Source organism: Maribacter flavus (genome assembly GCF_008386635.1).
In the GTDB taxonomy this organism is placed as follows: Bacteria; Bacteroidota; Bacteroidia; order Flavobacteriales; family Flavobacteriaceae; genus Maribacter; species Maribacter flavus.
Genome location: NZ_VUOE01000001.1, coordinates 907,098 through 928,970 on the forward strand (window position 1 = coordinate 907,098; position 21,873 = coordinate 928,970).

The window sequence follows — 21,873 nt, forward strand, 5'->3', positions numbered from 1 at the left end:
AATAGCGTAAGGAAAGCGTTGAATATTTGACTAACTTTGCATAATCAATAAAATGTAATAATCATGGCATTAGAAATAACAGATGCTACTTTTGACGAAGTAGTTTTAAAAAGCGATAAACCCGTAGTAGTAGACTTTTGGGCCGCATGGTGCGGACCTTGTAGAATGGTAGGGCCGATCATTGACGAAGTAAGTAACGAATACGAGGGCAAGGCCATAGTTGGAAAAGTGGATGTTGATGCCAATCAGGAATTCGCCGCAAAATATGGAGTTAGAAATATCCCAACGGTCTTGGTTTTCAAGGACGGGGAAATCGTAAGTAGACAAGTAGGTGTTTCACCCAAAAAGGTATATACGGACGCTATTGATGCGCTTTTATAGGCCCGTTACCCATATAATTATAAAGGAAAGTCCAGTGAAGAACGCTGGACTTTTTTTATGTTATCTTTAGGCTATGGAAATACGCAAAGAATTAAACAACGCCACCTTATTTCCTAATCTGGAGATATTGGCCAATCAGGTCGTAGAAGGATTCATCAGTGGTATCCATAAAAGCCCCTTTCATGGTTTTTCTGCGGAGTTTGCGGAACATAAAATTTACAACAACGGCGAAAGTACCAAGCATATCGATTGGAAATTGTACGCTAAAACGGATAAGTTATATACCAAACGCTACGAGGAAGAGACCAATCTTAGGTGCCATATGATTTTGGACAACTCGGCCTCCATGTTCTATCCGCAGGTCAAGACCCAGACCTTGGGAAACCTGAATAAAATCGGTTTTGGAATATTGGCCATTGCGGCCTTAATGAACGTATTAAAAAAACAACGCGACGCCGTGGGCCTGAGCGTGTTCTCCGATGATTACCACTATTACACCCCCGAAAAAGGAAGTGAGCGCCATTTTCAAATGCTCTTGGCCAAATTAAATGAAATTGGGAGCGAAAAATCGGGCGGCAAGGAAACAAGAACCTATACCTATATCCATCAGATAGCCGAAAAAATAAAAAGAAGAAGTCTCATATTTCTCTTTACCGATATGCTTCAGACGGAAAAAGAAGATGAAGAATTGTTCGAGGCCCTTAGGCATTTAAAGTATAACAAGCATGAGGTGGTACTCTTCCATTTGATGGACAAGGAACTAGAATATCACTTCGATTTTGACAATACGCCCAAACGATTTTTGGATGTTGAAACGGGCGAACATTTGGATCTTTATGCCGATACTATTAAAGAAGCCTATGAGAAGGGTGTACAGGAATATTTCACCTCCATAAAGTTGAAATGTGCCCAATACCGAATCAAATATGTAGAAGTCGATATAATAAGGGATTTTTCTACGATACTGAATACCTTTTTGGTTGAACGCTCCAAATTTCTATAGAAGGTAATATTTTAAAAGAAAATGTTTGTGCAATTGAATAAGCAATGTATATTTGCACACGCTAAACGCCACGGTCTGGTAGTTCAGTTGGTTAGAATACCTGCCTGTCACGCAGGGGGTCGCGGGTTCGAGTCCCGTCCAGACCGCAAAAAGCCCTCAATTTATTGAGGGCTTTTTTGTTACCAATTTTTAGCTATGTATTTGGTATCCAATAATTCAAATTTTCATGTACGATTTTCGTAGTGTGATTTTCAAAATAGTTTGAACTTCCAATAATTATCTCACCAAATTAATTGGTTTGGTTAAAACATATATTTTTTCAAACCCTACGCTTATTGATTCGGAAATAACGGATATATATTTCTTTGATATTTTTTTAAACAAAACTCTTTCCTTACCGAATTAGGGATAGTAAAATCCGTATTTTGTTTTTTATAAGGCATCCAGAAAGCAAAAAAATGAATGTCCCATCAGTACAAATAGCTTTGCCATTCTAACTATGTATTCAAAACCCAAACGAATAAGAAATACAGTAATGGCATGGCCGTTTTTCGGTTCTGGAAAATATTTCCGTATATCATTTATCTGTTTTTTTTTGACAACGATTGCCCTACCGGCACAACAAAATCAAATTGACAGTCTTAAAATCGAGTTTGAAAAGCATACCATTAACGATTCAATTAGGGTTGATTTATTAAATCAATTGGCCTATGCTTATCGTAGAACCAATGCAGCTGAGGCAATTGCCTATCTTGAAGAGTCAGAGACCATTACCAGAAACATTGGATATTTAAAGGGTAAGGCAAAAAATTTATACCTAAGAGGGGTAATGGATGCCATACGAACGGACTACCGAGAAGGTTTTTTGAATTATGAAAAAGCCGTTGAAATTTATGGCCAAATCGGATGGAAGAAAGGTATAGCAGAATGCTACAAGGATATGGGTGTCTTTATGTCCCGAAACAGTAATCAAGGTGAAGCATTGCGGAATTATAGAAAATCATTAGAAATCTTGAACGAGCTTGGTGAAGAAAATGAAGTTGCCGTGCTTTTGTTCAATATTGGATGGACCCATGCTCAAAATGGAAATTATGAAGACGCCAGGGCGAACTATTTCAAAGCGGTTAGAATAAATGAGAAATTAAACGAGAATACAAGGCTTTCTTCTTGCTTAGGGAGTATTGCCGTAACATATTCCAACCAGGGAAACTATCCTGTGGCCTTAGAATATTATTCTAAATCACTTATTCTAGCAAAAATAAATGAAAGTAAGCGCGAAATAATCAGCACACTTGGCAACATGGGAAGCCTATACTATAACCTTAAAAACTATAATAAAGCGATAGACTATTATAATCAAGCACTTGAATATTTAGATGATACCGAAAAGTCTTTTAAAGCGCATTTTTATAATAATTTGGGCTTGACCTACAAAGAAAAAAAAGACAACAAACTTGCTTTTGATTACCTTACCAAGGGTAGAAATCTTTTTAATGAGACAAATAACAGAGCTGGTGAAGCCTACGCAATAAATAATATTGGGGGAATTTATTTAGAAGCAAAGGATTTTAATAAAGCATTGGAGTATTTTCTAGAAGCAAAAAAAGTTTGTCTAGAAATCAAGAACAATAGAGGCTTATGTTACTCCTACCTTGGTTTGGCAAAAGTATTTGAGCAAAAAAAGGATTATGAGAAAGCACTGTACAATGCCTTGATGAGCAAAGAACTTTCGGCTAAGCACCAGTTTTTGCAGTATGAGGTAGACGTCGAGGAACTACTTTCTGTATTATTTCAAAAAACGGGCAATTACAAAAAGGCACTCCAAAGCCACCAACAATTCAAAGTGTTGAACGACAGTCTTTTTAATAAGGAAAATATCGAAAAGATTGCCCAATTAGAGAGTGAGTATAAATATAAACAGGCCATTGACTCGGCGAGTATCCGGGAACTCAAATTGAACAAGACTATTTTGAGCACCTCCCAAGACCTGGCAAAGACCAAACAGAATTACCTGTGGGCCGTTATCGGTATCTTAGGCACTTCCATCCTATCCGGTACCTTCGTCTTCCATCAAAAGTTTAAGTCGGTCAAAATCAGGAACCAGAATATCGTCACGGAACAAAAACTGTTGCGCTCGCAGATGACCCCACATTTTATTTTCAACTCGCTTTCGGTATTGCAGGGAATGATCTTGAACAAGGAGGAGAAAAAATCCATCACCTACCTTTCCAAATTTTCAAAACTGTTGCGCATCGTTCTGGAGAATTCACGGGACAAGGTCGTTCCCCTAATCCAGGAACTGGATGCCATTGACAATTACATGATTCTACAAAACTTGGATGCCGAACCGCCCTATGATTATAGCTTGGTGGTGGATGAAAACATAGACATCAACCTGTTTTTGGTTCCGCCCATGCTCATCCAACCTTTTATAGAAAACGCCATAGAGCATGCGTTCACCGAAGGTCAAGAACATCGTGAAATAGCCATCCATCTTACCTTTGAGCACAAAAAATTACGCTGTACCATAACGGACAATGGTATAGGCATCGATGCCATTTCAAACAAAACGGATACCAAAAAGAAATCGCTGGCCACCACTATTACCAAAGAGCGCTTGGAAATGTTGGCCAAGGATTTTAACACGACCGGAGGCATTACCGTAGCGGACAGAACAAAAGACAATGAATGGGGTACGAGAGTAGCGTTGGTCATTCCCTATAAACTTATTTCCAATACATGAAAATAGAGTCAACAATTAAAAATAGTATTCTGATTTTCTTTCTAGTTTTAATGGGAAGCGTTTATGCACAGAATAAAAAAATCGATAGTTTAAAGAGCGAATTGGCGTTTCATACCGAAAAGGATACCATAAGGGTAAATCTGTTAAATGATTTGGCTTTCTCATATTTTAGTAGTGATTTGGCAAAATCCCTTGAATATTTGGATGAATCATCCGCTCTGTTGGAAACATTGAATTTCAAAAAGGGCAAGGCGAGGACTATTTACATTAGAGGTATAACGGAAGCCATACAATCAAATTTTGAGAAGGCCCTAGACCATTATAATGAGGCACTTGACATTTATAAAAAAATTGATTTCAATAAGGGAATAGCCAACTGTTACAATGCCATGGGCATTACTTACAGAAATAAAGGAGAATTTAGCGCTTCCGTTACATTTTTTAAGAGTGCGATAAAGATAGAAGAGGAAATAGGGAGCGACAATTTATCTGCCAGTCTTTTGAATTTAGGAACTTCATATGAAGAACTGGGGGACTTTGATCAAGCTATTTTCTTTTTAACCAAAGCTCTTTCCATTGCCAAGGAAAACAAAAATAACCAACGCATCGCCTATAGCTTAAATAATTTGGGTAATGTTTACAAAATTCAGGGCAATTATCCATTTGCTATGAAACATTTTAAAGAGTCCTTATATATAGATGAAAAGATAGGGGATAGTTTGGGCATTGCAAATCATCTATCCAATATAGGACAAATCTATCAGATTCAGAATGACCTTGTCAAGGCGATGAACTATTATAAAAAGTCATTGGAGATTTATTCAAGGGTCAATAGAAAACAAGGGATATCAGGGGCTTTGAATGATGTAGGAACCGTGCATAAGGAAATGGGAAACTACAAAAACGCCTTGAATTCTTATGCTGAAGCCTTAAGTATTAGTAAGGAAATTGGGTCAAAAAGTATAATTCCAAATATTCTAATAAATACTGGTGAAGTTAATTTGATATTGAAAGAATATAAACTTGCAAAAAAGTTTTATGATGAGGCAAAAAAAATCAGCCTTGAAACTGAAAACAAAGAATCATTATGCGAGGCTTACATTGGTCTGGCTCGCACTTATGCATATCAAAATGAATATAGAACTGCCTTATTTAAGGCCCTAAAGGCAAACAAAATTTCTAAAAAATTTGGTTTCTTAAAAAATCAGAAGGAATCTGAGGAAATTCTTTCTTTAATATACAAGGCAACAGGAGACTACAAAAAAGCATTTGAAAGTCATCAACAATTTAAAATATTGAACGACAGCCTTTTCAATAAGGAAAATATTGAAAAAATCGCCCAACTCGAGTATGAGTATAAATACAAACAGGCCTTGGACTCGGCAAGTATACGTGAATTGAAGCTCACCAAGACAGTAATGACCACCTCGCAAGACCTAGCAAAGACCAAACAGAATTACCTGTGGGCCGTTATCGGTATCCTCTTAACCTCCATCCTATCCGGATCCTTCGTTTTTTATCAAAAGTACAAGTCGGTCAAAATCAGGAACCAGAATATCGTCACAGAACAAAAACTGTTGCGCTCGCAGATGACCCCACATTTTATTTTCAACTCCCTTTCGGTATTGCAGGGAATGATCTTGAACAAGGAGGAGAAAAAATCCATCACTTACCTTTCCAAATTTTCAAAACTGTTGCGGATCGTCCTGGAAAACTCCCGGGACAAGGTCGTTCCCCTAATCCAGGAGCTCGACGCCATCGACAATTATATGATCCTCCAAAACCTGGATGCCGACCCACCCTATGACTATAGCTTGATCGTTGACGAAAACATAGACATCAACCAGTTTTTGGTTCCGCCAATGCTCATCCAGCCATTTATAGAAAATGCCATCGAGCATGCATTCACAACAAATCAGGAACACCGTGAAATAGGTGTACATCTTACTCTTGAGGGTAATAAGTTGCGTTGCACCATAACGGACAACGGAATAGGCATCGATGCCATTTCAAACAAAACGGATACCAAAAAGAAATCGCTGGCCACCACTATTACAAAAGAGCGCTTGGAAATGTTGGCCAAGGATTTTAAGACGGCCGGGGGCATTACCATAGCCGACAGAAAAAAAGACAAGGAACGGGGAACACGGATAACTTTGCTTATTCCATACAAACCAAACGAGGAAACATGAAAGCACTTATTATTGAGGACAAAGCCTATATTCGAAAAGGTTTGATCAACTTATTGGAAACGGTTGAAACCGATGTGGAGATTATCGGTGAATGCCCCTCGGTAAAGGAAGCGGTGGTGGTCGCCAATGCCTGCAAACCTGAATTAGTGTTTTTGGATATCAATCTTACCGATGGCACTGGGTTCGACTTTCTCGACCAAACCGACCACCTAAGCTTTAAAACCATATTCATTACTGCCTACGAGGAATATGCATTGAAAGCATTAAAGGCTGGGGCGGTCGATTACCTGTTAAAACCCGTTGATTTTCATGAGTTACAATCGGCCCTCAAAAAAATTAAGATCTTACCTGTTTCGGAACAGAAAAAGCAATTGAACACGGCAAAAAAAGTCTGGTATCAAGATGATGCCACCTTGGTGCTTTCGTTGAGCGATAGTTTTCAGGTCATAAACCTCACAGAACTATTGTATTGTGAGTCCGATAAAGGCTATACCACGTTCTACTTGGCCGATAACAAAAAATACGTGGCCTCCAAACCGTTGAAGGAATACGAAGAAAAACTGGAAACGGCCAACTTCACCAGACCCCATCAATCCTTTATGGTGAACTTAAAGTTTATCGATAAGTACGATAAGTCGGGAACCATCTATCTAAAAAACGGAAAAAAGATTCCCGTTTCCTCCCGAAAAAAGGATGCCTTTATCTCCACGTTCCTCCGTTTCAATAGTCATTGAACAGACTTGTTTTTAGGTAATTTTTGACTCTTTTCCTTCTCCTCAAAAAACGGAAATAGGTTGGTATCCAACATATTTACTTTGGGATGGTACATAAAAACATTGGTTGTTTTTTTGGAAACCACCTTGCCCCATCTTTACCCTGCAAAAACCATTTCTTGATCGGTTGCAGAAGGTAAAAAACCTCGACCTGTTAGGATACAATCAAATCAAACAACAATGGAAAACATCAAATCAAAATTGGGCCAAGGAGGCCTTGTTCTCGCGGCAATGGGTATCATATCGGCCTTATTGTCCATTTTCAACTACAACATTAGGCTCTTGGCCTGGATAGACATTTGGGGCAGCACCATGGGCTGGATCTTAAGAATTGTCCTTGTAATAGCTGGCGGTGCCTTGTTCTTTTTATTTGGAAGGGAAAAAGCAGAAGAATAACATAAAATTATTTAAGATGAAACATGTAAAACAGATTTTAGTCCTATTGGTTTTTGGAATAACCCTTTGGTCCTGTGGCGGCGGTGCGGCTAAACAACCTGCTACGGCCCAAGGCTTTGCCGACATTGAACAAGAACTGAAAAACGAATTTGGTGACAACGCCTACTATACGGAATTGACCATTATCTATAATGAATCCATTGGCAATAGTATATCGACAACGGTTACCGATGATCCGGAATCCATGGAAATGGGGCAATGGACGTACTCCATGGGCAGTTGGAACCAAACTTCGGAAATAACCCTCGAAGTGCCCCAAGGCACCAAGGCGGCCGATTTTATGTTCCAATTGGGCGAAAAAATAGGTCTTAAGAAGTTGGGCGAACTTGTTGAAAAATCCAAGGAGCAGCTAAAGGCCGATAAAGCTATTGACAACCCTCGTTTTGAAATGGCCTTCATAAAATATCCAAAAAACGGAGATATTGAAGCTGCGGAATACATCGTAAAACTTCAGCCCGAAAACGGAGGCACTTCGTTCACATTTAACTATCAATTAGACGGTTCATTCATTGAGATGGACTACTAAAATTCATTCATTTCCTCGAATTCAAAAACCTATCAAAGCAAAACTATTATGCGACATTTTTTTAAATCAAACATCTTTATCCTTTTGACCATTGTACTTCATATTTCCTGTAGCAGTGACGATGGCACCGTGGTAGTAAACCTTCAAGATTTAACGGTATCCCTGGATGAAAATCCTGCCAATGGTGATGCTGTGGGAACGGTACAATCCGACACACCCACTGCCAATTTCAGTATTAGCTCTCAAACCCCGGCAGGAGCTTTGGGCATAGATGCCACCACAGGTGAACTAACGGTAGCGGATGCCTCGATATTCGATTTTGAAACAAATCCCACGATATCGGCTAACGTTACAGCCGATAATGCGGCCAATGCGGCCATAATCACCATCGATCTGAATGATTTGTTCGAATCCTCAGTACCTGGCAATTCCAATACGGAATTTGTGATCGGTTCCGATGCCTACGTTACGCCAAAAGCCTATCTATTGGTAGACGATGCCTCTCTCGATGGCGAATACGACCGCGAATTTACTTTTGTATTTACCGATGGGGATATCATTGAGGATGTCACCAATGAAATCGCTTTTGAAACGACAACGACAGTTTTTACAAAGGTTACATGTAACCTGGTTTTTACTAGTCCTACCTTGGCGGCGACACCATTTTTTGTTTGGGACCCACAGGCCAATCCCAATGGGTTCGTTTCCATCGTCATGAGCGGTAACAACTATTCAAGATACGGAGTTAGCAATTTTACGAATACAATGTTGGTGGGCAGCCAAACCTTTGGGCAACCCTCAGATGGCACCTTGCTCAACCACACTGCTTTGCCTCAAGGTAGCGGCGTAACCAATTTATTAACAATTAACGCACGCACTTTTGACCTCAACACCATGACGGGTACCATTGACTGTAGCTATTCCTATGTGGATGACAACGGTGTAACGGTCACAGGGGTTTTCGTTGGCAACTATGAAATCCTAACCGCATTTTAATTTCTACACACAAATATTTTATTAATAAACCCAAAAACCATGATAAAACAAATTCTAAATGTAAAAATATTTATAGCCTTGGTTTTGCTGATCTCAGTGGGCTGTAACAAGGATGATGACCAACCTAGCACCGTAAATCTCCAGAATTTGGAGGTATCCTTGGATGAAAATCCTTCAAATGGTGAAACGGTAGGTACCGTTCAAACAACCAATGGTACTGCCATAAATTATAGCATTAGTTCCCAATTACCCTCAGGAGCATTAAGCATTGATAGTTCCTCCGGTGAACTGACAGTGGCGAATGCTACGTTGTTTGATTTTGAAACGAATCCTACGATTACCGCGACAATCACTGCGGACAATGCCGAAAATTCGGTAACCGTGACCATTACCCTAAACAATACCAACGAGGTTACCGCACAGAATTTGGAAGTGACCATTGATGAAAACCCAACAGCAGGGCAAGTCCTTGGTAGCCTACAAACTATGGGTAATGCTTCGGGTTTTACTATAACCACCCAATCTCCAGTAGGTGCTATGGACATTGATTCCAATTCGGGGGAACTGATCGTTGCAGATGCTTCGCTTTTCGACTTTGAAACAAATCCAACCCTAACTGCCACAGTTTCTATTGAGGATGCCGCAAATCCGGTTACCGTAACCGTAACACTTACCGATGTACTTGAAATAACGGTCCAAGACTTTACGGTTGCCGTAGACGAAAATCCAACGGATGGTCAGGTTTTGGGTACTGTACAAGCCACTGGAAATGGTGCATTTGACTTTTCAATCACTTCACAAACACCTATGGGAGCCATGGCCATTGACGCCACTACGGGAGAATTGACCGTCATCGACCCCAACCTATTTGATTTTGAGACCAATCCCGTTATTACCGCAGAAATTTCAGTAACAGATGGGGTAGAGTCAACGTCGTTGACCGCAACCATCAACTTAAACGATGTGGACGAAGTATCCGCTCAAAATACGGACCTGAACATTGATGAAAACCCATCCAACGGAGATATCATTGGAAGCTTACAGGCCAGTGGTTCCAATTTGACCTATACCATTACGTTCCAGAACCCTGCGGGAGCATTTGCGATCAACCAAAGTACTGGGGAACTTTCCGTAGCTAACGAAACCCTTTTCGATTTTGAAACAAACCCCAATATGTTGGCGACTATTTCGGTAAGCAACGGTACCCAAACCGTTTCCGCCAATACTTTTGTAGAACTAAATGACTTAAACGAAATCGGAGAGTATAAATATGGAGGTGTTATCTTTTGGATAGACCCGGCAAGTAACAACAGTGAAGGTTTGGTATGTGATATAAACAATCAAGGCTTTACATCTTGGAGTTGTTCTAATACGGTTGACATCACCGGAGCTACGGGTACCGCAATAGGTACTGGAGCCACAAACACCATGGCCATAATTTCAAATTCCTGTACCTCATCAAGCGGGGCAGCCAATATTATAGCGGCTTTGAACGTGAATGGATATAATGATTGGTTCCTGCCTAGTAAGGATGAACTTACGGAAATGTACTTGAACAGGAATATTATCGATTCAACTTCTGCAGTACAAGGAGGTAGTGATTTAAGCAATCCGGCGCAACCCATTTCGCATTGGAGCTCTTCGCAGAGTACAAGCGATGTTAATAAAGCTTGGATACGATTATTTGTTAACGGATCCGAAAATGAGGTTGACAAGACAGTCATAATCACGAGTCGCGCAGTACGGGCCTGGACAGACTTTTAAAACCTTATTTATTCTTCAAAGCTAAAACAAAAACCACGCTGCAATCATACGTAGCGTGGTTTTACATCCCTTAAAACAAACCAAAATGGAATCATTACTTAAAATTCAAAGCCAATACAATTCATTAGATAGCCTTAAGGCTTTTATTAAGACACAAACGGACTACGAGTGCTCCATCGAGTACGATATTTGGGAAGGTACTATCGATGCCAATGGGCAAATGGCCCAATGCCTTGTAATTAAAAAAAGCGGCATGCACGCCGTAAAGGCCCTTTTTGTAAATGACAACACTTTAAAGGTCAGTCATTTTATACCCAACAAGGTATTGAACGCTTATTTCGGTAAAAGTGTAAAAGCCTATAGGAGTGTTTTAGAAATTGCAGGGGAAGCCATTAAAAACTCCTTATTGAAAGGTTCGCAACAAAATGCCTTCGACGAATTGGAAAAGTTGATAGCCAAAGCAGCCTAGCGAACCAATTGGGGCAATGCCAAAATCACTTACATAACACGAACCAAGCATAGAATAGATATCAATGAGCAAAAGCAATACGTATTATCCACCCATACATCCTAAAAAAGCTTCGACCAGACAAGATGAAAAATGGGACGAAGCGGTAGGGTTGTTCAATAGCCAACAATTTGAAAAAGTAGTCCCTACCCTATTGGATTATATCGACCCCAACCTTAAAAACAAGAAAAACGGAGATACCTATGAGATTCCGCATGGCTCCGTGGTTATCTCCATCAGGCAAACAGCGGATGGCCTATGGATCAAATGTCCATTTTTGAACATCGCAAATGCCAAAAAAGTACCATTGATGCGAAGGTTGGCGGAACTTCGAATGTCGCCCCTTAATTTGACCAATCTGGTCTTGGAGGGCGATTTGGTATTTTTCACCTTTTCATGCCCCATAACCCTTTGCGAACCGTACAAAATCTATGGGGTACTCCGGGAAATCTGTTATTATGCCGATAGTTTTGACGATGAGTTTATCGAAAAGTTTGATGCGCAACACTTACAGGAGCCAAAGATTAGTTGGTTCTCCGAAGCCGTCAAACAGGAAGCCCATGCCAATTGTCAAAAAATAATTGCGGATGGCCTACAACGGTTTGACTACTATATGGAAAAACGGCATGGAAACAATGCCTGGTACACCTTGAACATCACCTTAAAAAAGATAGAGTTCCACGCAGAGCCACAAGGGTATGTACGTAGCCTTTTGGAAAAGGCTATCGACGGACTTTTTGATGGTAGGATTCCTTTTCATGACCGATTGCTGAACGGAAAATCCGACTTGGAAAAATTGAAGCAACTTCCGGAGGAAAAATTCCTGTCGGGTCTCTACCAAGTCGAAACCTTCGTTCCCTATAAATACAGTGGTAAAAAGGAAAACATCCGGGAAAATTGGCAGGAAAGCTACGAAGAGGCGCAGGAAATGATTTCCAATTCCAGATTTGAGGATGCTTCTAATCTCATACAGTCCTGTTTTTACAATTTGTTCTATTACAATTTGGTCAATGAAGAGATTAGTAAACCCATCACCGATGCCCTATCACAAGCAAGTGATTTGCCATGGAGCCAAGCGGCTCCCCTCCTCTTAAAGGGCATGCAAGCCATCATGGAAGATACGTTTATGGGTGCCGATTACGGTATGGACCTTTCAAAACTCATGGGCGAACAAATGCAACAATCCATGCAGATGATGCAACAGTTCATGGCCAATTACAAAACGAATTAAATACTAGGAAGAATGAACAACATAGAAAGTTCGGTATTCAAAATAAATACCGCAAACGGCACGGGCACAGGTTTTTACAGCAACGAAAACGATATTATCATCACCAATTACCACGTGGTGGCAGGTTGTCATACCGTAAGTGTGGAAGGAAAGGACAAGAACAGATACCTGACCCATGTATTATATGTAAATCCGGGAAAGGACATAGCGTTTTTAAGGGCTAACGACCTTCCAAAACCTATTGATACGGTGCTCATTGACCATCAAACGGAGTCAAGATCTAGAGACAAGGTAATCGTCTTGGGCTATCCTTACGGCATGCCGTTTACGGTAACGGAGGGCATCGTTTCCAATCCCCGGCAAAGTATTGGTGGCAGTTATTTTATACAGACCGATGCGGCCATCAACCCCGGTAATAGCGGGGGCCCCGTCATCAATGAAAAAGGGGAACTGATGGGTATAGTCACCTCTAAGTTTTCAGATGCCGATAACATGGGCTTTGCCATTCCGCTAGAAACTTTAAAGGAAGAATTGCAGGTGGTCGCTGATTTGTCCGAAGTATTTACCCTTGGCTGTTCCAACTGTGGTGGACTGATTGAGGAAAAGACCGATTATTGCCCTAATTGCGGCACCAACATAGATGAAAAACTGTTTGAGGAAATCGCCCTTTCAGATTTTAGCCTTAAAGTTGAGGAAGCTATTTCCAAATTGGATATCAATCCCGTCTTGGCCAGGTCCGGCCGGGAGCGATGGTATTTTCACCAGGGAAGTGCAGAGATTCGCATGTTCGTGTATGACAACAATTACCTCTTCGCAACCTCGCCTTTAAACGATTTGCCGCGTAAAAATCTGGCCGAAGTCTATAAATATATCTTGACTGCCGATACGGAACCGCATCGCCTTTCGATTTCGGACAATCAGATCTACCTCTCATATCGCATTCATATCAGTGACCTGTATTCCGGCCAAACGAACGAAATACTGGAGAACCTTGCACAATTGGCCATCAAAGCCGATGCGCTGGACAATACCTTCGTAACCAATTTTGGTGCGGAAATGACCCATTACAGCAAATAGCATCTACGGATGCCAAATTAAATCACACCCCAAAAAATTTAAAACATGAAGAAAACAACCCTTATTAGAAGCGTCTGTATGGTAGGAATGGCTTTTGTATTTAGCTGCTCCAGCAATGAATCTCCAGAAAGGGAAACTCCCATAAGGGCCACGCCCGAAGCTTTTGCCCAACTTAAAAGCACTTCGCTTGGGAACAAGGTCCAAAACTTTCAATTGGATGCTTCACAAACGGGATTTTTCACCACGGAAAATGGTGTCTTTTTCACCATCAACGGCAATTGCCTTTCCAAAAATGGAAATCCGGTTACGGGTATGGTAGACGTTCAGATTGTAGAACTTTTTGAACGGGGCGCCATGCTAACGACCAATAAACCTACCATGGGAACCCTGCCCAATGGCGACAAGGCCCTATTGATTTCTGGAGGGGAATTTTTCCTGAACATCACACAAGACGGGGAATCTGTGGACGAGGATTGTGATATGGTGGCCACCATTCCTTCTGATATTACGGGAGGGGCCGACACTGGAATGACCCTATGGAAAGGAAATGGCGGCGATCAAGACTGCGACGGTATTGATGATGATTGCGATGGTTTTGTATGGGACCAGAATGTTGATCCCAATGGCGACCCCATTGAGGCTGAGATTCAGGACGGGGATGGCGGCGAACGCTTCTACGTGGCACCTTTTGGTGATTTTGGCTGGACCAATGTAGACCGCTTTTTTAGCGACCCAAGACCAAAGACAACCATTTTAGTAGAGGTGCCGGAAGGTTTTAATGACGAAAACAGCAGGGTGTACCTATCATACGTAGGTGAACCCAATGCTTTGGCGTATTTGGACACCTATGATGCCACAACTGGACTTTTTAGTGAGCATTACGGTCAAATCCCTATTGGTTTGGAATGCCACGTAATTTTCACAAGTAAAGAAAATGGACAATGGCTCTATGGTATAAAATCGGTCACTATAACCGATGGGCAGACCGTGGAAATTGCCGATACCGATTTAAATACCGCCAACGAAAGTGAGTTGGAAGCCTTGATAAATGGCTTGCCTTAGCCCGTCGGAAGTCCTTGAACGCCTTTTTGGTGGGGCATCAAAGTGATTAGCATAAATCAAAAAAGTAGAAGGAATAGATTATGGGGTTTGCTTTCATCATACTTACTGCATCGGCTATTTTCTGTCTTTTGATTTTGTCGTTCTTGGCCCTGTCGAAAAACAAATTCCTTACTGCAATCTTACTGGTAATGGCCGGACTTTTTCTTGCAGCAGCATCGTTTTATGCTTTTACCGAATATTTGGCCTATAAGGAAAGAAAGGAACGTTATACCGTACAGGCCAACGAGGTTTTTGAACAAATTGATAAAGAAAGACTCCTATCCGAAACAGAATTTGGGGCTTTTAAGCACTTTAAAGAATATCGAAATGCTATGCACGGTTACGAAGTCTTCTTTTTGGATGTGGGCATCAACGATACCGACTATGTTTCTTATCAAAACACGATAAGGGATGAAATAATGGCCGGTTTGGAAAGCCAACAATATGGCGAAACGTATTGGAACACCATTCTCAACATTGCCTTTGATTACGATAAGAACAATAGAGAGTATCACCGGCCATACTATGGGTCATTGTATGTGGTTCCCGCCATATATGAGTATCACGGTTTGGAGGAAAATTATGGTGATTTGAACGATGCGGAAAACTATGCCTTTTTTGAACGTATGAGCCAACTGTTGTACATGGGTCAAAAAATAAAATCGTTTGATCGGTCGGCAGAAAATATCGGCAACCTATGGAATCATAATAAATCCTATATCTATACTTTTTTCTCAAAAAAGAAATATGATGAGCTCTGTAAAGAGGTTGTTGACGATTTATTGGAAGTGCATGAAACACTAACCGCAACGCCCAACTATAGAACGTTTTATGCGGAATATGATATTTCGGATGAAGGTTTTCTGGATTTCCCTTCCTTAGAATACACGAGTTCGTTCGATTATTCATGGCCGTTCAGTTTTTGGGACCGTCGTTTCTCCGAGAACAACGCCGGCGAAGTATATGCCGTATTAAAGGAAATTCAGGATCATTATAAAGATTGATATGAAAAAGATAGCTGTCATCTTCGTTATTGTTGGTCTTTGCCTTGTCGGGTTGGCCTATTATTTCTCATCGGAATCGCTCAAATTGATTGAAAGGAAACACAAAGGTGATGACCTCAATGATGTAATTCTAGGGAACGAAATGATTTTGGAAGTATCCGCCAAGGAAGAACTGCAATACGATAATGAAATCATCTATCCATCCATCGCGTTGAACAAACCTGATCATGCAGCGGTTAGTCCATGTATACAACTCTTTCAGTCCAACGGTGAACTTGATGCATTGTGCTTGAACAATCTATTGAACGTGGTCATCGATGATTTTGGGGAACTGGCGTTTTTTAAAGCAGATATCGGTTCTAGTATAGATTATGACAATCTTTCATTTGACCATACGTTCTTATCAAACCTGTTCAGCAAAAATAACACGTTGGCGAATAGCCTCACCCTTGGCTTTTTAAATAGGTACCGTAACCCTGAGCGGTTACAGCAAGCATTTCGCAAGCATAAGCAGGATTTATTCCAAAGCGTTCCGAAAAATATGTACCAAAGGGTTTTTGAAAAGCAAGTGAATAGATTGTTATCGGCCCATGAAGAAATAGCGCAACAGAACAACAAAGAAGCCTTTTTTGAAGACCTCTATTTTAAGGCGGACACGCAAAATTCACACCGCCAATATTGGAAGTACACCTTTTGGAAAAGAAGAGAAATAGAAAAAACCGACGGAATCGTTTTTACGATCCTAAGCGAAATAAAAAAACGGTATGATCGGTAAATGCAACCTGTAAAAAGCACAAAACAACAAATAACGAAATGTTTATAGTCCTCCTCCTCTTTTTGCTCCTTTTGTTGGTCGGCCTAGTGTTCTTGGTCATTAAACTGACCAAATGGACGTTTCGAAAGAAATTAAGAGTGAAGGCAGCAGGTATACTTTTTGGGGTGGCCATTATGGGTTTGGTAGTCAACCATTTCCTTTTTAAAAATATGCGGTTAATCCAGTCCGAAGTATATCCTAATCTCTATTTGGTAAAATACCCTGATAAAGAGTATTCCAAAGTTCAAAAAGCCATACAAGAAAAGATAAAGGAACACCTGCAGGCCGAACATAAAACCGGAAAACCATTGGCCTATAGAAACGAAAACGGCATCTATTTTTATGAATACGGCGGCACGACCTTCGGTTTTATTGGAGAAGCGGGTACTGGCTATTTTATTGACCATGAAGAAGATTTGGGTGGTTTTGTATCCGAAGAACTGGGTATTTACCAGGATTATAGGTTGGCGGAGTTTTACTATGATTCTTGCCCAGATGATTCAACTTTAATTTGTGGAGAAATCAACTATTTCAAAGAAGGTGAATTCCATAAAATTCATAGTCTGTCAAATCTTGCTTACGTGAACGGTAACCTAAAACCTTCAAAAGATTTAGGGAAATCTACTGAACAAAGTAATGCCCAAGTTTCCGAAGAGACCGATGAAAATCAAGGAGAAAAATTACCCCTTCATGGAATATTGGATAAAGAGGCTTTGGCCAAGTATTATCCAAAAATTTTAAATGAGTTTGACAGGACTGAAAATTTCTATTCCGAAAAGATAGAAGTCCCGAAAAATCATGGTGCCATAGTAAGTCTTTTACACCTTACAAACACCTCAACAGATTACTTATTATATACCCATAATCAAAATCTGGAACCCATTGACGCTTTTTATATTGGAAAAGCTACTGATTTTGACAATGGCAGAAGCGAGACAATTGATTACAAAATCAATCAAGACGGTACCATTGTTTTTAACAAAGTGGTTTGGGGAATGATGGAACGGAACAATGAAGAAATCATTGACACCCTGGCCCACAAAACCATTACAATTCGTTTATCGGACAAGGGAAATATTGACTATACCATTTCGAAAAACCCTGAATATTACGTTTTGGAGGCTTTTAACATGGATTCAGACCCTAACGGAATCAACCTACGAGATAGCCCCAATGGCACTATCATTAAAACCCTTAAACCACCGGAGTACGGTTATATTTTTAGTATCGTGCGAGGAGAAAATGGATGGTTCCGGGTTTTGAAAATCAACACCGTAGACGATGGTGAACTTAAAATGTCTCAAGGTATTTTATGGATACACAGTTCGGTAATAGGAATTCGTGCCAATCGGGATGCGCCAATCCTTGACACACCCCAAACGGGCAAGCAAATAGGTCTTATACCATCGGATAAGGAGATAAAAATTATGGATCTACATCGCGATTGGGTAAAAGTTGAATATCAAGGTATCATTGGGTGGGTAGATTCAGAATTACTCTGTGGCTACCCCGTTTCCACTTGTCCTTAACAAAAAGCTTATGATGAAACCAAAGAACATTTGGCACTTATTTTTGATACTCTTGGTAAGTATCTTCATTTGCTGTAAAGACAGCAAAACGGGCACAAAGAATGCCATGGAACCTTCCTCGCAAAATACTTTGGTCACCGAAAGCACAGAAAAAACAGACAATCAAACTTCACGTGACTACGCCAAAATTGATGCTGGTAATGATATCGCAAATATTGAAAAACTAAAAGAGACTTTTAGGAGCAAAAACGAAGTGCTGTTCCTAGAACAATTTCCATCAGACCAAGAGCAATTCATGCAGCACTTCGGATGGAACTATAAAAGCAACCAACCCAACGAACTGTACGAAGAAAGTTACGCCTACATTGATTACTTCTTTAATCTCTTGTCTCAAGACAAATACAAAAAGTTTGAATCGAAGTTTATCGACATTGCCAAGGATGGTTCTTGGCAAGAAGATGCTATCAATTACTTTCAAGACAAGACCTTAAATTTCATTAAGACTGGAAAGCGATACGACCTCATCAATACGTTGTCATCCGACGAGGCAAAATCCGTGCTGTTCTTTCTATTTGATGGGCCGCATCCAAAATTTGATGCTGAGTTTGCCTCCCATCTGAGCCCGTCAAAAAAAGAAATACTTGAAGAACTCTTTAAAACAGGTTTTTATGATCATAATGAAAACCCTGACCTCATTATGCCAGACCTTGAAGAAGTGGACCCCATAGATGATGAAGGATCGATCCATCATGATATTTCGGATTTTGAAGGCGCAGAGCACTTTTTTATTCGGGACATAGACATCAACAACGATGGTGTTTTGGACAAAATAGTAAGTGCAGACCCATATCAGGGCGATGAGCTATTTCTATTCGAAAATGTTGGGGGTGAATACCAACACACCCTAAAGACAATTAATTTTTCAGAGGACGGCGGAAATCAAATTGTGGATGTAATTGCAGAAAACAGCGGGTTTTATATTAAAACGGCATTTCCAGATGGCGGACTTCTAGAGGCCGATTACCACATTACCTTTAAAAACAATGCTTGGGTACTTACCCATACCGTTTACAGAACCCAAAGCAGCAATCAAGAAAATGCGGTTATCTATGTCTGCAATGTGGTTCAGGAATTGAATCTGGAAGATGCCGATTTTTTTGAGAGACTAAAAGGCATGCCTTACGAAACCGATAGGGAAAGGCTTTGCAGCAAAGAAAAAATGAATTAAAATCATCCCCTATGCGAATTGTAAAACATCTTTTGACCTACCTGCTCTGGACGATGTTGTCATTGCTCATGGGTATTGTGTATATGCGTCTATTATTGGGCGATATCGCCGAGGATGAAAGTATAGGAGGTTTTGGCTACCTATTAAAAGTTTTCTATCTACACGGACTTTTTTTTATCGGTTTGCCTTTTGGAGCCATTATAGCCCTTTTATTTATTGCTACAGATTGGTTTTTTCTTAGTAAAAAACGCAAACCAAAGACCAATAGAACCCTCATGCGCATTGCTTTGCTGTTGGTTATAACGGTTATCGTAGCCATAGTCCACTATGTTTTAGAAGTTGTGATCGATGTTATTTAAATGAGAAAAATGAAACCGACATGATAAATATAATCTTTAAACACACAGCGTAATGATTATTAGAATCATCAAAGGTTACATGTGTCCATATCAAAAACAATAAAATAAACACATGAAATATCTTCCCATATTACTGATACTATTGCTCTTTTCCTGCCAGCAAGGTGACAAGAATAAAAATATTCCTGAAACAGAGGTTGAGCAGCTAGAAGCTATTGATAAACAAATTGATACGCTTGAAACGAGTCAAACTCCAATACAAGTCAACAGTCCATTACGACCAAATGAAACCCTTTTTTTAAACAAAACGTATATCGACACCCTAGAGTTCAACGATTATAACGACGACTACGATTATCGATATCTTATTGGGAATAAAAATGGTAAAGAGGTTTCCTTTGCCTATAATTGGGATTGGTTCGATAACGAGGAATATAATTTTATACAAGGCGATGTAATTGAAGTACAATGGAAAATGGACAGTATCTCGATGCCGGGCGACCAAGAATCCGTAGCTATTGCTGAAATAGCCTTGGAGGCCAAGAAAATAGCATCGTCCAAAGGGCCCTTTCAATTTTTAAAAAGAAAGAATGCTTATGATGAAGCAGTAAAAGACACTTTCAGTACCATAGTAATCAACCATAGTTATTTACACAATATCACCCCACCCGAAAAAGCGGCCTTGGCCTTTGTGGCCTATGACATTGGTAACGAATGTGAATGGGGCTACGACTCGGATGGAAACGGACGTGTGCTATGGTGCCGCATCGTATCAGCCTTGGATTTGGGTCACCAATGTTCCGAAAAGCAGCTCAGCTTTTTGCGAAATTGGTTTTCTCGAGATACCGTCGCCCTTAAAAAACTGGAAAGTTGTCGCACTATACCCAACACTGCCACCATTCAGACCACTTTTGATGAGATTCTAATACAGAACAATGAAGCCGAAAAAACAATTACGGTGAGTTATAAGGTTACGGGCATAAATATGCGCGAATCAGAATCTTGGCACCACTCCCAGACCGATATTTTTAAATATGATTCGGAATATATTGTTTTGGTCGATTCCAAAAAATCGGATGTATCAGAAGATCAAATAAGCATGAACCCTGATTCCCCTGAAAATATTGATCCTCAAAACTTTGTTTTGGCCCTCAAAGACCACATACTGAACGAATGGAAGAATCAAGATGGTTTTGATACCCTTAAAATCACATTTGGCGACAATATTCTAAACATTCAGGGCAATGAAGGATTTACATTAAGCCGCTACGATTTTAATGAGATGGTCATTAATGGAACAAGTGAACCTCAAACAATTTACCTAACGATCACCAATGAAGGAGGCGGTGGTGGCGGTAATGTTGCGCTGGTCGAAACCTATAGTTTAACGGTCGTGGATGCTGAGCATTTCGACATTAAGCATGTAGAAACCGATTTGGCGGACTAAAAAACGAAGTTTATGAAATTAAAATTAGTCACGTTCTTACTTGTCATCACAACCCTGCTATTCGGGATAACAGCTGGAGTTTTATATACCCTAATTGATTCTTATGAAAAAACAATATGCGACCGTGAATTGACTATAAACAGCTATAAAAGAGTTATCGATGCCATGGGAAGAAGTAATACAATTTCATTGGATCAGCTTAAAACTGAACTTACAATTGATTTTTATCTGGACGAAAAGAGCTACAATGACTACAGCAATGAATATTACTTCGTAATACATCCAAAAAACGAAGAAGTCAATCGTAATGAAAACATTGATTTTATGGGATTACAACTGGTCTTTGATTATCAACAAAAACTAAAAACCATTTACCTATATAAACCATAACAATAAAAATGAAAAGCCAAAAAATAATCTTGTTTTTATTGCTAATATCTTGTGGTTCAAAGCCCAACGATTTTTATCAAGGATTGGTCATGGATAAAAACGGTAACCTAATTGAAAATGTAAGCATTTTCGAAGAATATGACACAGAAAACAGGTTAAAAACAAACAAAAAAGGGTACTTCAAATTGAATCGGACCTCTGATAGGATTCAAAGCTTGGTATTTGTAAAAGAGGGTTTTAAAACCGATACCATTCCAACTGTTTGGGCACAGCATGGTGAAAAGCTCAACTACCAATTCATAAAAAATGACACTACCGTAGTCCGGTTAAAGACTGTAAAATCAAAATAAT

The 21,873-nt window shown here is 40.0% G+C and carries 21 protein-coding genes and 1 tRNA gene; all 22 read left to right on the plus strand.

Annotated elements, in window-relative coordinates; all coding sequences use genetic code 11:
- Nucleotides 1-63 precede the first annotated feature (63 nt).
- The 22 genes from trxA (at nt 64) to F0361_RS04115 (ending at nt 21,872) form a co-directional block, all read left to right on the plus strand.
- On the plus strand, nt 64-381 hold the full coding sequence (gene trxA, locus F0361_RS04010) for a thioredoxin (RefSeq protein WP_138257780.1): 318 nt from the start codon (nt 64-66) through the stop codon (nt 379-381).
- Between the two features lie 73 nt (nt 382-454).
- On the plus strand, nt 455-1,384 hold the full coding sequence (locus F0361_RS04015; protein WP_154917315.1) for a DUF58 domain-containing protein: 930 nt from the start codon (nt 455-457) through the stop codon (nt 1,382-1,384).
- Between the two features lie 72 nt (nt 1,385-1,456).
- A tRNA-Asp gene (locus F0361_RS04020) sits at nt 1,457-1,530 on the plus strand.
- Between the two features lie 449 nt (nt 1,531-1,979).
- Nucleotides 1,980-4,127: a tetratricopeptide repeat-containing sensor histidine kinase gene (locus F0361_RS04025; RefSeq protein WP_161598197.1), complete on the plus strand. Its 2,148-nt coding sequence runs from the start codon at nt 1,980-1,982 to the stop codon at nt 4,125-4,127.
- Complete coding sequence (locus F0361_RS04030) at nt 4,124-6,319, plus strand: tetratricopeptide repeat-containing sensor histidine kinase (RefSeq protein WP_246160799.1); 2,196 nt, start codon at nt 4,124-4,126, stop codon at nt 6,317-6,319. The genes F0361_RS04025 and F0361_RS04030 overlap by 4 nt, the downstream gene beginning before the upstream one ends.
- Nucleotides 6,316-7,053: a LytR/AlgR family response regulator transcription factor gene (locus tag F0361_RS04035; protein ID WP_154917317.1), complete on the plus strand. Its 738-nt coding sequence runs from the start codon at nt 6,316-6,318 to the stop codon at nt 7,051-7,053. Before F0361_RS04030 ends, F0361_RS04035 begins: the two co-directional genes overlap by 4 nt.
- A 219-nt stretch (nt 7,054-7,272) precedes the next feature.
- Nucleotides 7,273-7,488 (plus strand): hypothetical protein, encoded by a 216-nt coding sequence (locus F0361_RS04040; protein ID WP_154917318.1) that lies wholly within the window; start codon nt 7,273-7,275, stop codon nt 7,486-7,488.
- Nucleotides 7,489-7,504: 16 nt separating this feature from the next.
- A complete protein-coding gene (locus F0361_RS04045) occupies nt 7,505-8,074 on the plus strand; it encodes a hypothetical protein (protein WP_154917319.1) in 570 nt (189 codons plus the stop codon).
- A gap of 48 nt (nt 8,075-8,122) precedes the next feature.
- Nucleotides 8,123-9,070, plus strand: a complete 948-nt coding sequence (locus F0361_RS04050; protein ID WP_154917320.1) for a cadherin repeat domain-containing protein — start codon at nt 8,123-8,125, stop codon at nt 9,068-9,070.
- Between the two features lie 39 nt (nt 9,071-9,109).
- On the plus strand, nt 9,110-10,834 hold the full coding sequence (locus F0361_RS04055) for a cadherin repeat domain-containing protein (RefSeq protein WP_154917321.1): 1,725 nt from the start codon (nt 9,110-9,112) through the stop codon (nt 10,832-10,834).
- Between the two features lie 85 nt (nt 10,835-10,919).
- The gene (locus F0361_RS04060) at nt 10,920-11,303 is read left to right on the plus strand and encodes a hypothetical protein (RefSeq protein ID WP_154917322.1); all 384 of its coding nucleotides are present in this window, start codon (nt 10,920-10,922) and stop codon (nt 11,301-11,303) included.
- Nucleotides 11,304-11,367: 64 nt separating this feature from the next.
- Nucleotides 11,368-12,573 (plus strand): YbjN domain-containing protein, encoded by a 1,206-nt coding sequence (locus F0361_RS04065; RefSeq protein WP_154917323.1) that lies wholly within the window; start codon nt 11,368-11,370, stop codon nt 12,571-12,573.
- Nucleotides 12,574-12,585: 12 nt separating this feature from the next.
- Entirely contained in the window at nt 12,586-13,650 is a 1,065-nt protein-coding gene (locus F0361_RS04070) for a trypsin-like peptidase domain-containing protein (RefSeq protein ID WP_154917324.1), read from the plus strand.
- Nucleotides 13,651-13,695: 45 nt separating this feature from the next.
- Nucleotides 13,696-14,712, plus strand: a complete 1,017-nt coding sequence (locus tag F0361_RS04075) for a hypothetical protein (protein WP_154917325.1) — start codon at nt 13,696-13,698, stop codon at nt 14,710-14,712.
- A gap of 80 nt (nt 14,713-14,792) precedes the next feature.
- A complete protein-coding gene (locus F0361_RS04080; RefSeq protein WP_154917326.1) occupies nt 14,793-15,755 on the plus strand; it encodes a hypothetical protein in 963 nt (320 codons plus the stop codon).
- 1 nt (nt 15,756) lies between these two features.
- Nucleotides 15,757-16,530: a hypothetical protein gene (locus tag F0361_RS04085; protein WP_154917327.1), complete on the plus strand. Its 774-nt coding sequence runs from the start codon at nt 15,757-15,759 to the stop codon at nt 16,528-16,530.
- Between the two features lie 38 nt (nt 16,531-16,568).
- Nucleotides 16,569-18,098: a hypothetical protein gene (locus F0361_RS04090; protein ID WP_154917328.1), complete on the plus strand. Its 1,530-nt coding sequence runs from the start codon at nt 16,569-16,571 to the stop codon at nt 18,096-18,098.
- Nucleotides 18,099-18,108: 10 nt separating this feature from the next.
- A complete protein-coding gene (locus F0361_RS04095) occupies nt 18,109-19,326 on the plus strand; it encodes a hypothetical protein (RefSeq protein WP_154917329.1) in 1,218 nt (405 codons plus the stop codon).
- Nucleotides 19,327-19,337: 11 nt separating this feature from the next.
- The gene (locus F0361_RS04100) at nt 19,338-19,685 is read left to right on the plus strand and encodes a hypothetical protein (protein ID WP_154917330.1); all 348 of its coding nucleotides are present in this window, start codon (nt 19,338-19,340) and stop codon (nt 19,683-19,685) included.
- A gap of 112 nt (nt 19,686-19,797) precedes the next feature.
- Nucleotides 19,798-21,132, plus strand: coding sequence for a hypothetical protein (locus tag F0361_RS04105; protein WP_154917331.1), 1,335 nt, complete (start codon nt 19,798-19,800; stop codon nt 21,130-21,132).
- Between the two features lie 12 nt (nt 21,133-21,144).
- The gene (locus F0361_RS04110; RefSeq protein WP_154917332.1) at nt 21,145-21,522 is read left to right on the plus strand and encodes a hypothetical protein; all 378 of its coding nucleotides are present in this window, start codon (nt 21,145-21,147) and stop codon (nt 21,520-21,522) included.
- An 8-nt stretch (nt 21,523-21,530) separates the two neighbouring features.
- Nucleotides 21,531-21,872: a carboxypeptidase regulatory-like domain-containing protein gene (locus F0361_RS04115; RefSeq protein ID WP_211361139.1), complete on the plus strand. Its 342-nt coding sequence runs from the start codon at nt 21,531-21,533 to the stop codon at nt 21,870-21,872.
- Nucleotide 21,873 lies beyond the last annotated feature (1 nt).

Coding starts and splice junctions, on each gene's coding strand:
- trxA (WP_138257780.1), top strand. CDS start 64: ATGGCATTAGAAATAACAGATGCTACTTTTGACGAAGTAGTTTTAAAA.
- F0361_RS04015 (WP_154917315.1), top strand. CDS start 455: ATGGAAATACGCAAAGAATTAAACAACGCCACCTTATTTCCTAATCTG.
- F0361_RS04030 (WP_246160799.1), top strand. CDS start 4,124: ATGAAAATAGAGTCAACAATTAAAAATAGTATTCTGATTTTCTTTCTA.
- F0361_RS04035 (WP_154917317.1), top strand. CDS start 6,316: ATGAAAGCACTTATTATTGAGGACAAAGCCTATATTCGAAAAGGTTTG.
- F0361_RS04040 (WP_154917318.1), top strand. CDS start 7,273: ATGGAAAACATCAAATCAAAATTGGGCCAAGGAGGCCTTGTTCTCGCG.
- F0361_RS04045 (WP_154917319.1), top strand. CDS start 7,505: ATGAAACATGTAAAACAGATTTTAGTCCTATTGGTTTTTGGAATAACC.
- F0361_RS04050 (WP_154917320.1), top strand. CDS start 8,123: ATGCGACATTTTTTTAAATCAAACATCTTTATCCTTTTGACCATTGTA.
- F0361_RS04055 (WP_154917321.1), top strand. CDS start 9,110: ATGATAAAACAAATTCTAAATGTAAAAATATTTATAGCCTTGGTTTTG.
- F0361_RS04060 (WP_154917322.1), top strand. CDS start 10,920: ATGGAATCATTACTTAAAATTCAAAGCCAATACAATTCATTAGATAGC.
- F0361_RS04065 (WP_154917323.1), top strand. CDS start 11,368: ATGAGCAAAAGCAATACGTATTATCCACCCATACATCCTAAAAAAGCT.
- F0361_RS04070 (WP_154917324.1), top strand. CDS start 12,586: ATGAACAACATAGAAAGTTCGGTATTCAAAATAAATACCGCAAACGGC.
- F0361_RS04075 (WP_154917325.1), top strand. CDS start 13,696: ATGAAGAAAACAACCCTTATTAGAAGCGTCTGTATGGTAGGAATGGCT.
- F0361_RS04080 (WP_154917326.1), top strand. CDS start 14,793: ATGGGGTTTGCTTTCATCATACTTACTGCATCGGCTATTTTCTGTCTT.
- F0361_RS04085 (WP_154917327.1), top strand. CDS start 15,757: ATGAAAAAGATAGCTGTCATCTTCGTTATTGTTGGTCTTTGCCTTGTC.
- F0361_RS04090 (WP_154917328.1), top strand. CDS start 16,569: ATGTTTATAGTCCTCCTCCTCTTTTTGCTCCTTTTGTTGGTCGGCCTA.
- F0361_RS04095 (WP_154917329.1), top strand. CDS start 18,109: ATGATGAAACCAAAGAACATTTGGCACTTATTTTTGATACTCTTGGTA.
- F0361_RS04100 (WP_154917330.1), top strand. CDS start 19,338: ATGCGAATTGTAAAACATCTTTTGACCTACCTGCTCTGGACGATGTTG.
- F0361_RS04105 (WP_154917331.1), top strand. CDS start 19,798: ATGAAATATCTTCCCATATTACTGATACTATTGCTCTTTTCCTGCCAG.
- F0361_RS04110 (WP_154917332.1), top strand. CDS start 21,145: ATGAAATTAAAATTAGTCACGTTCTTACTTGTCATCACAACCCTGCTA.
- F0361_RS04115 (WP_211361139.1), top strand. CDS start 21,531: ATGAAAAGCCAAAAAATAATCTTGTTTTTATTGCTAATATCTTGTGGT.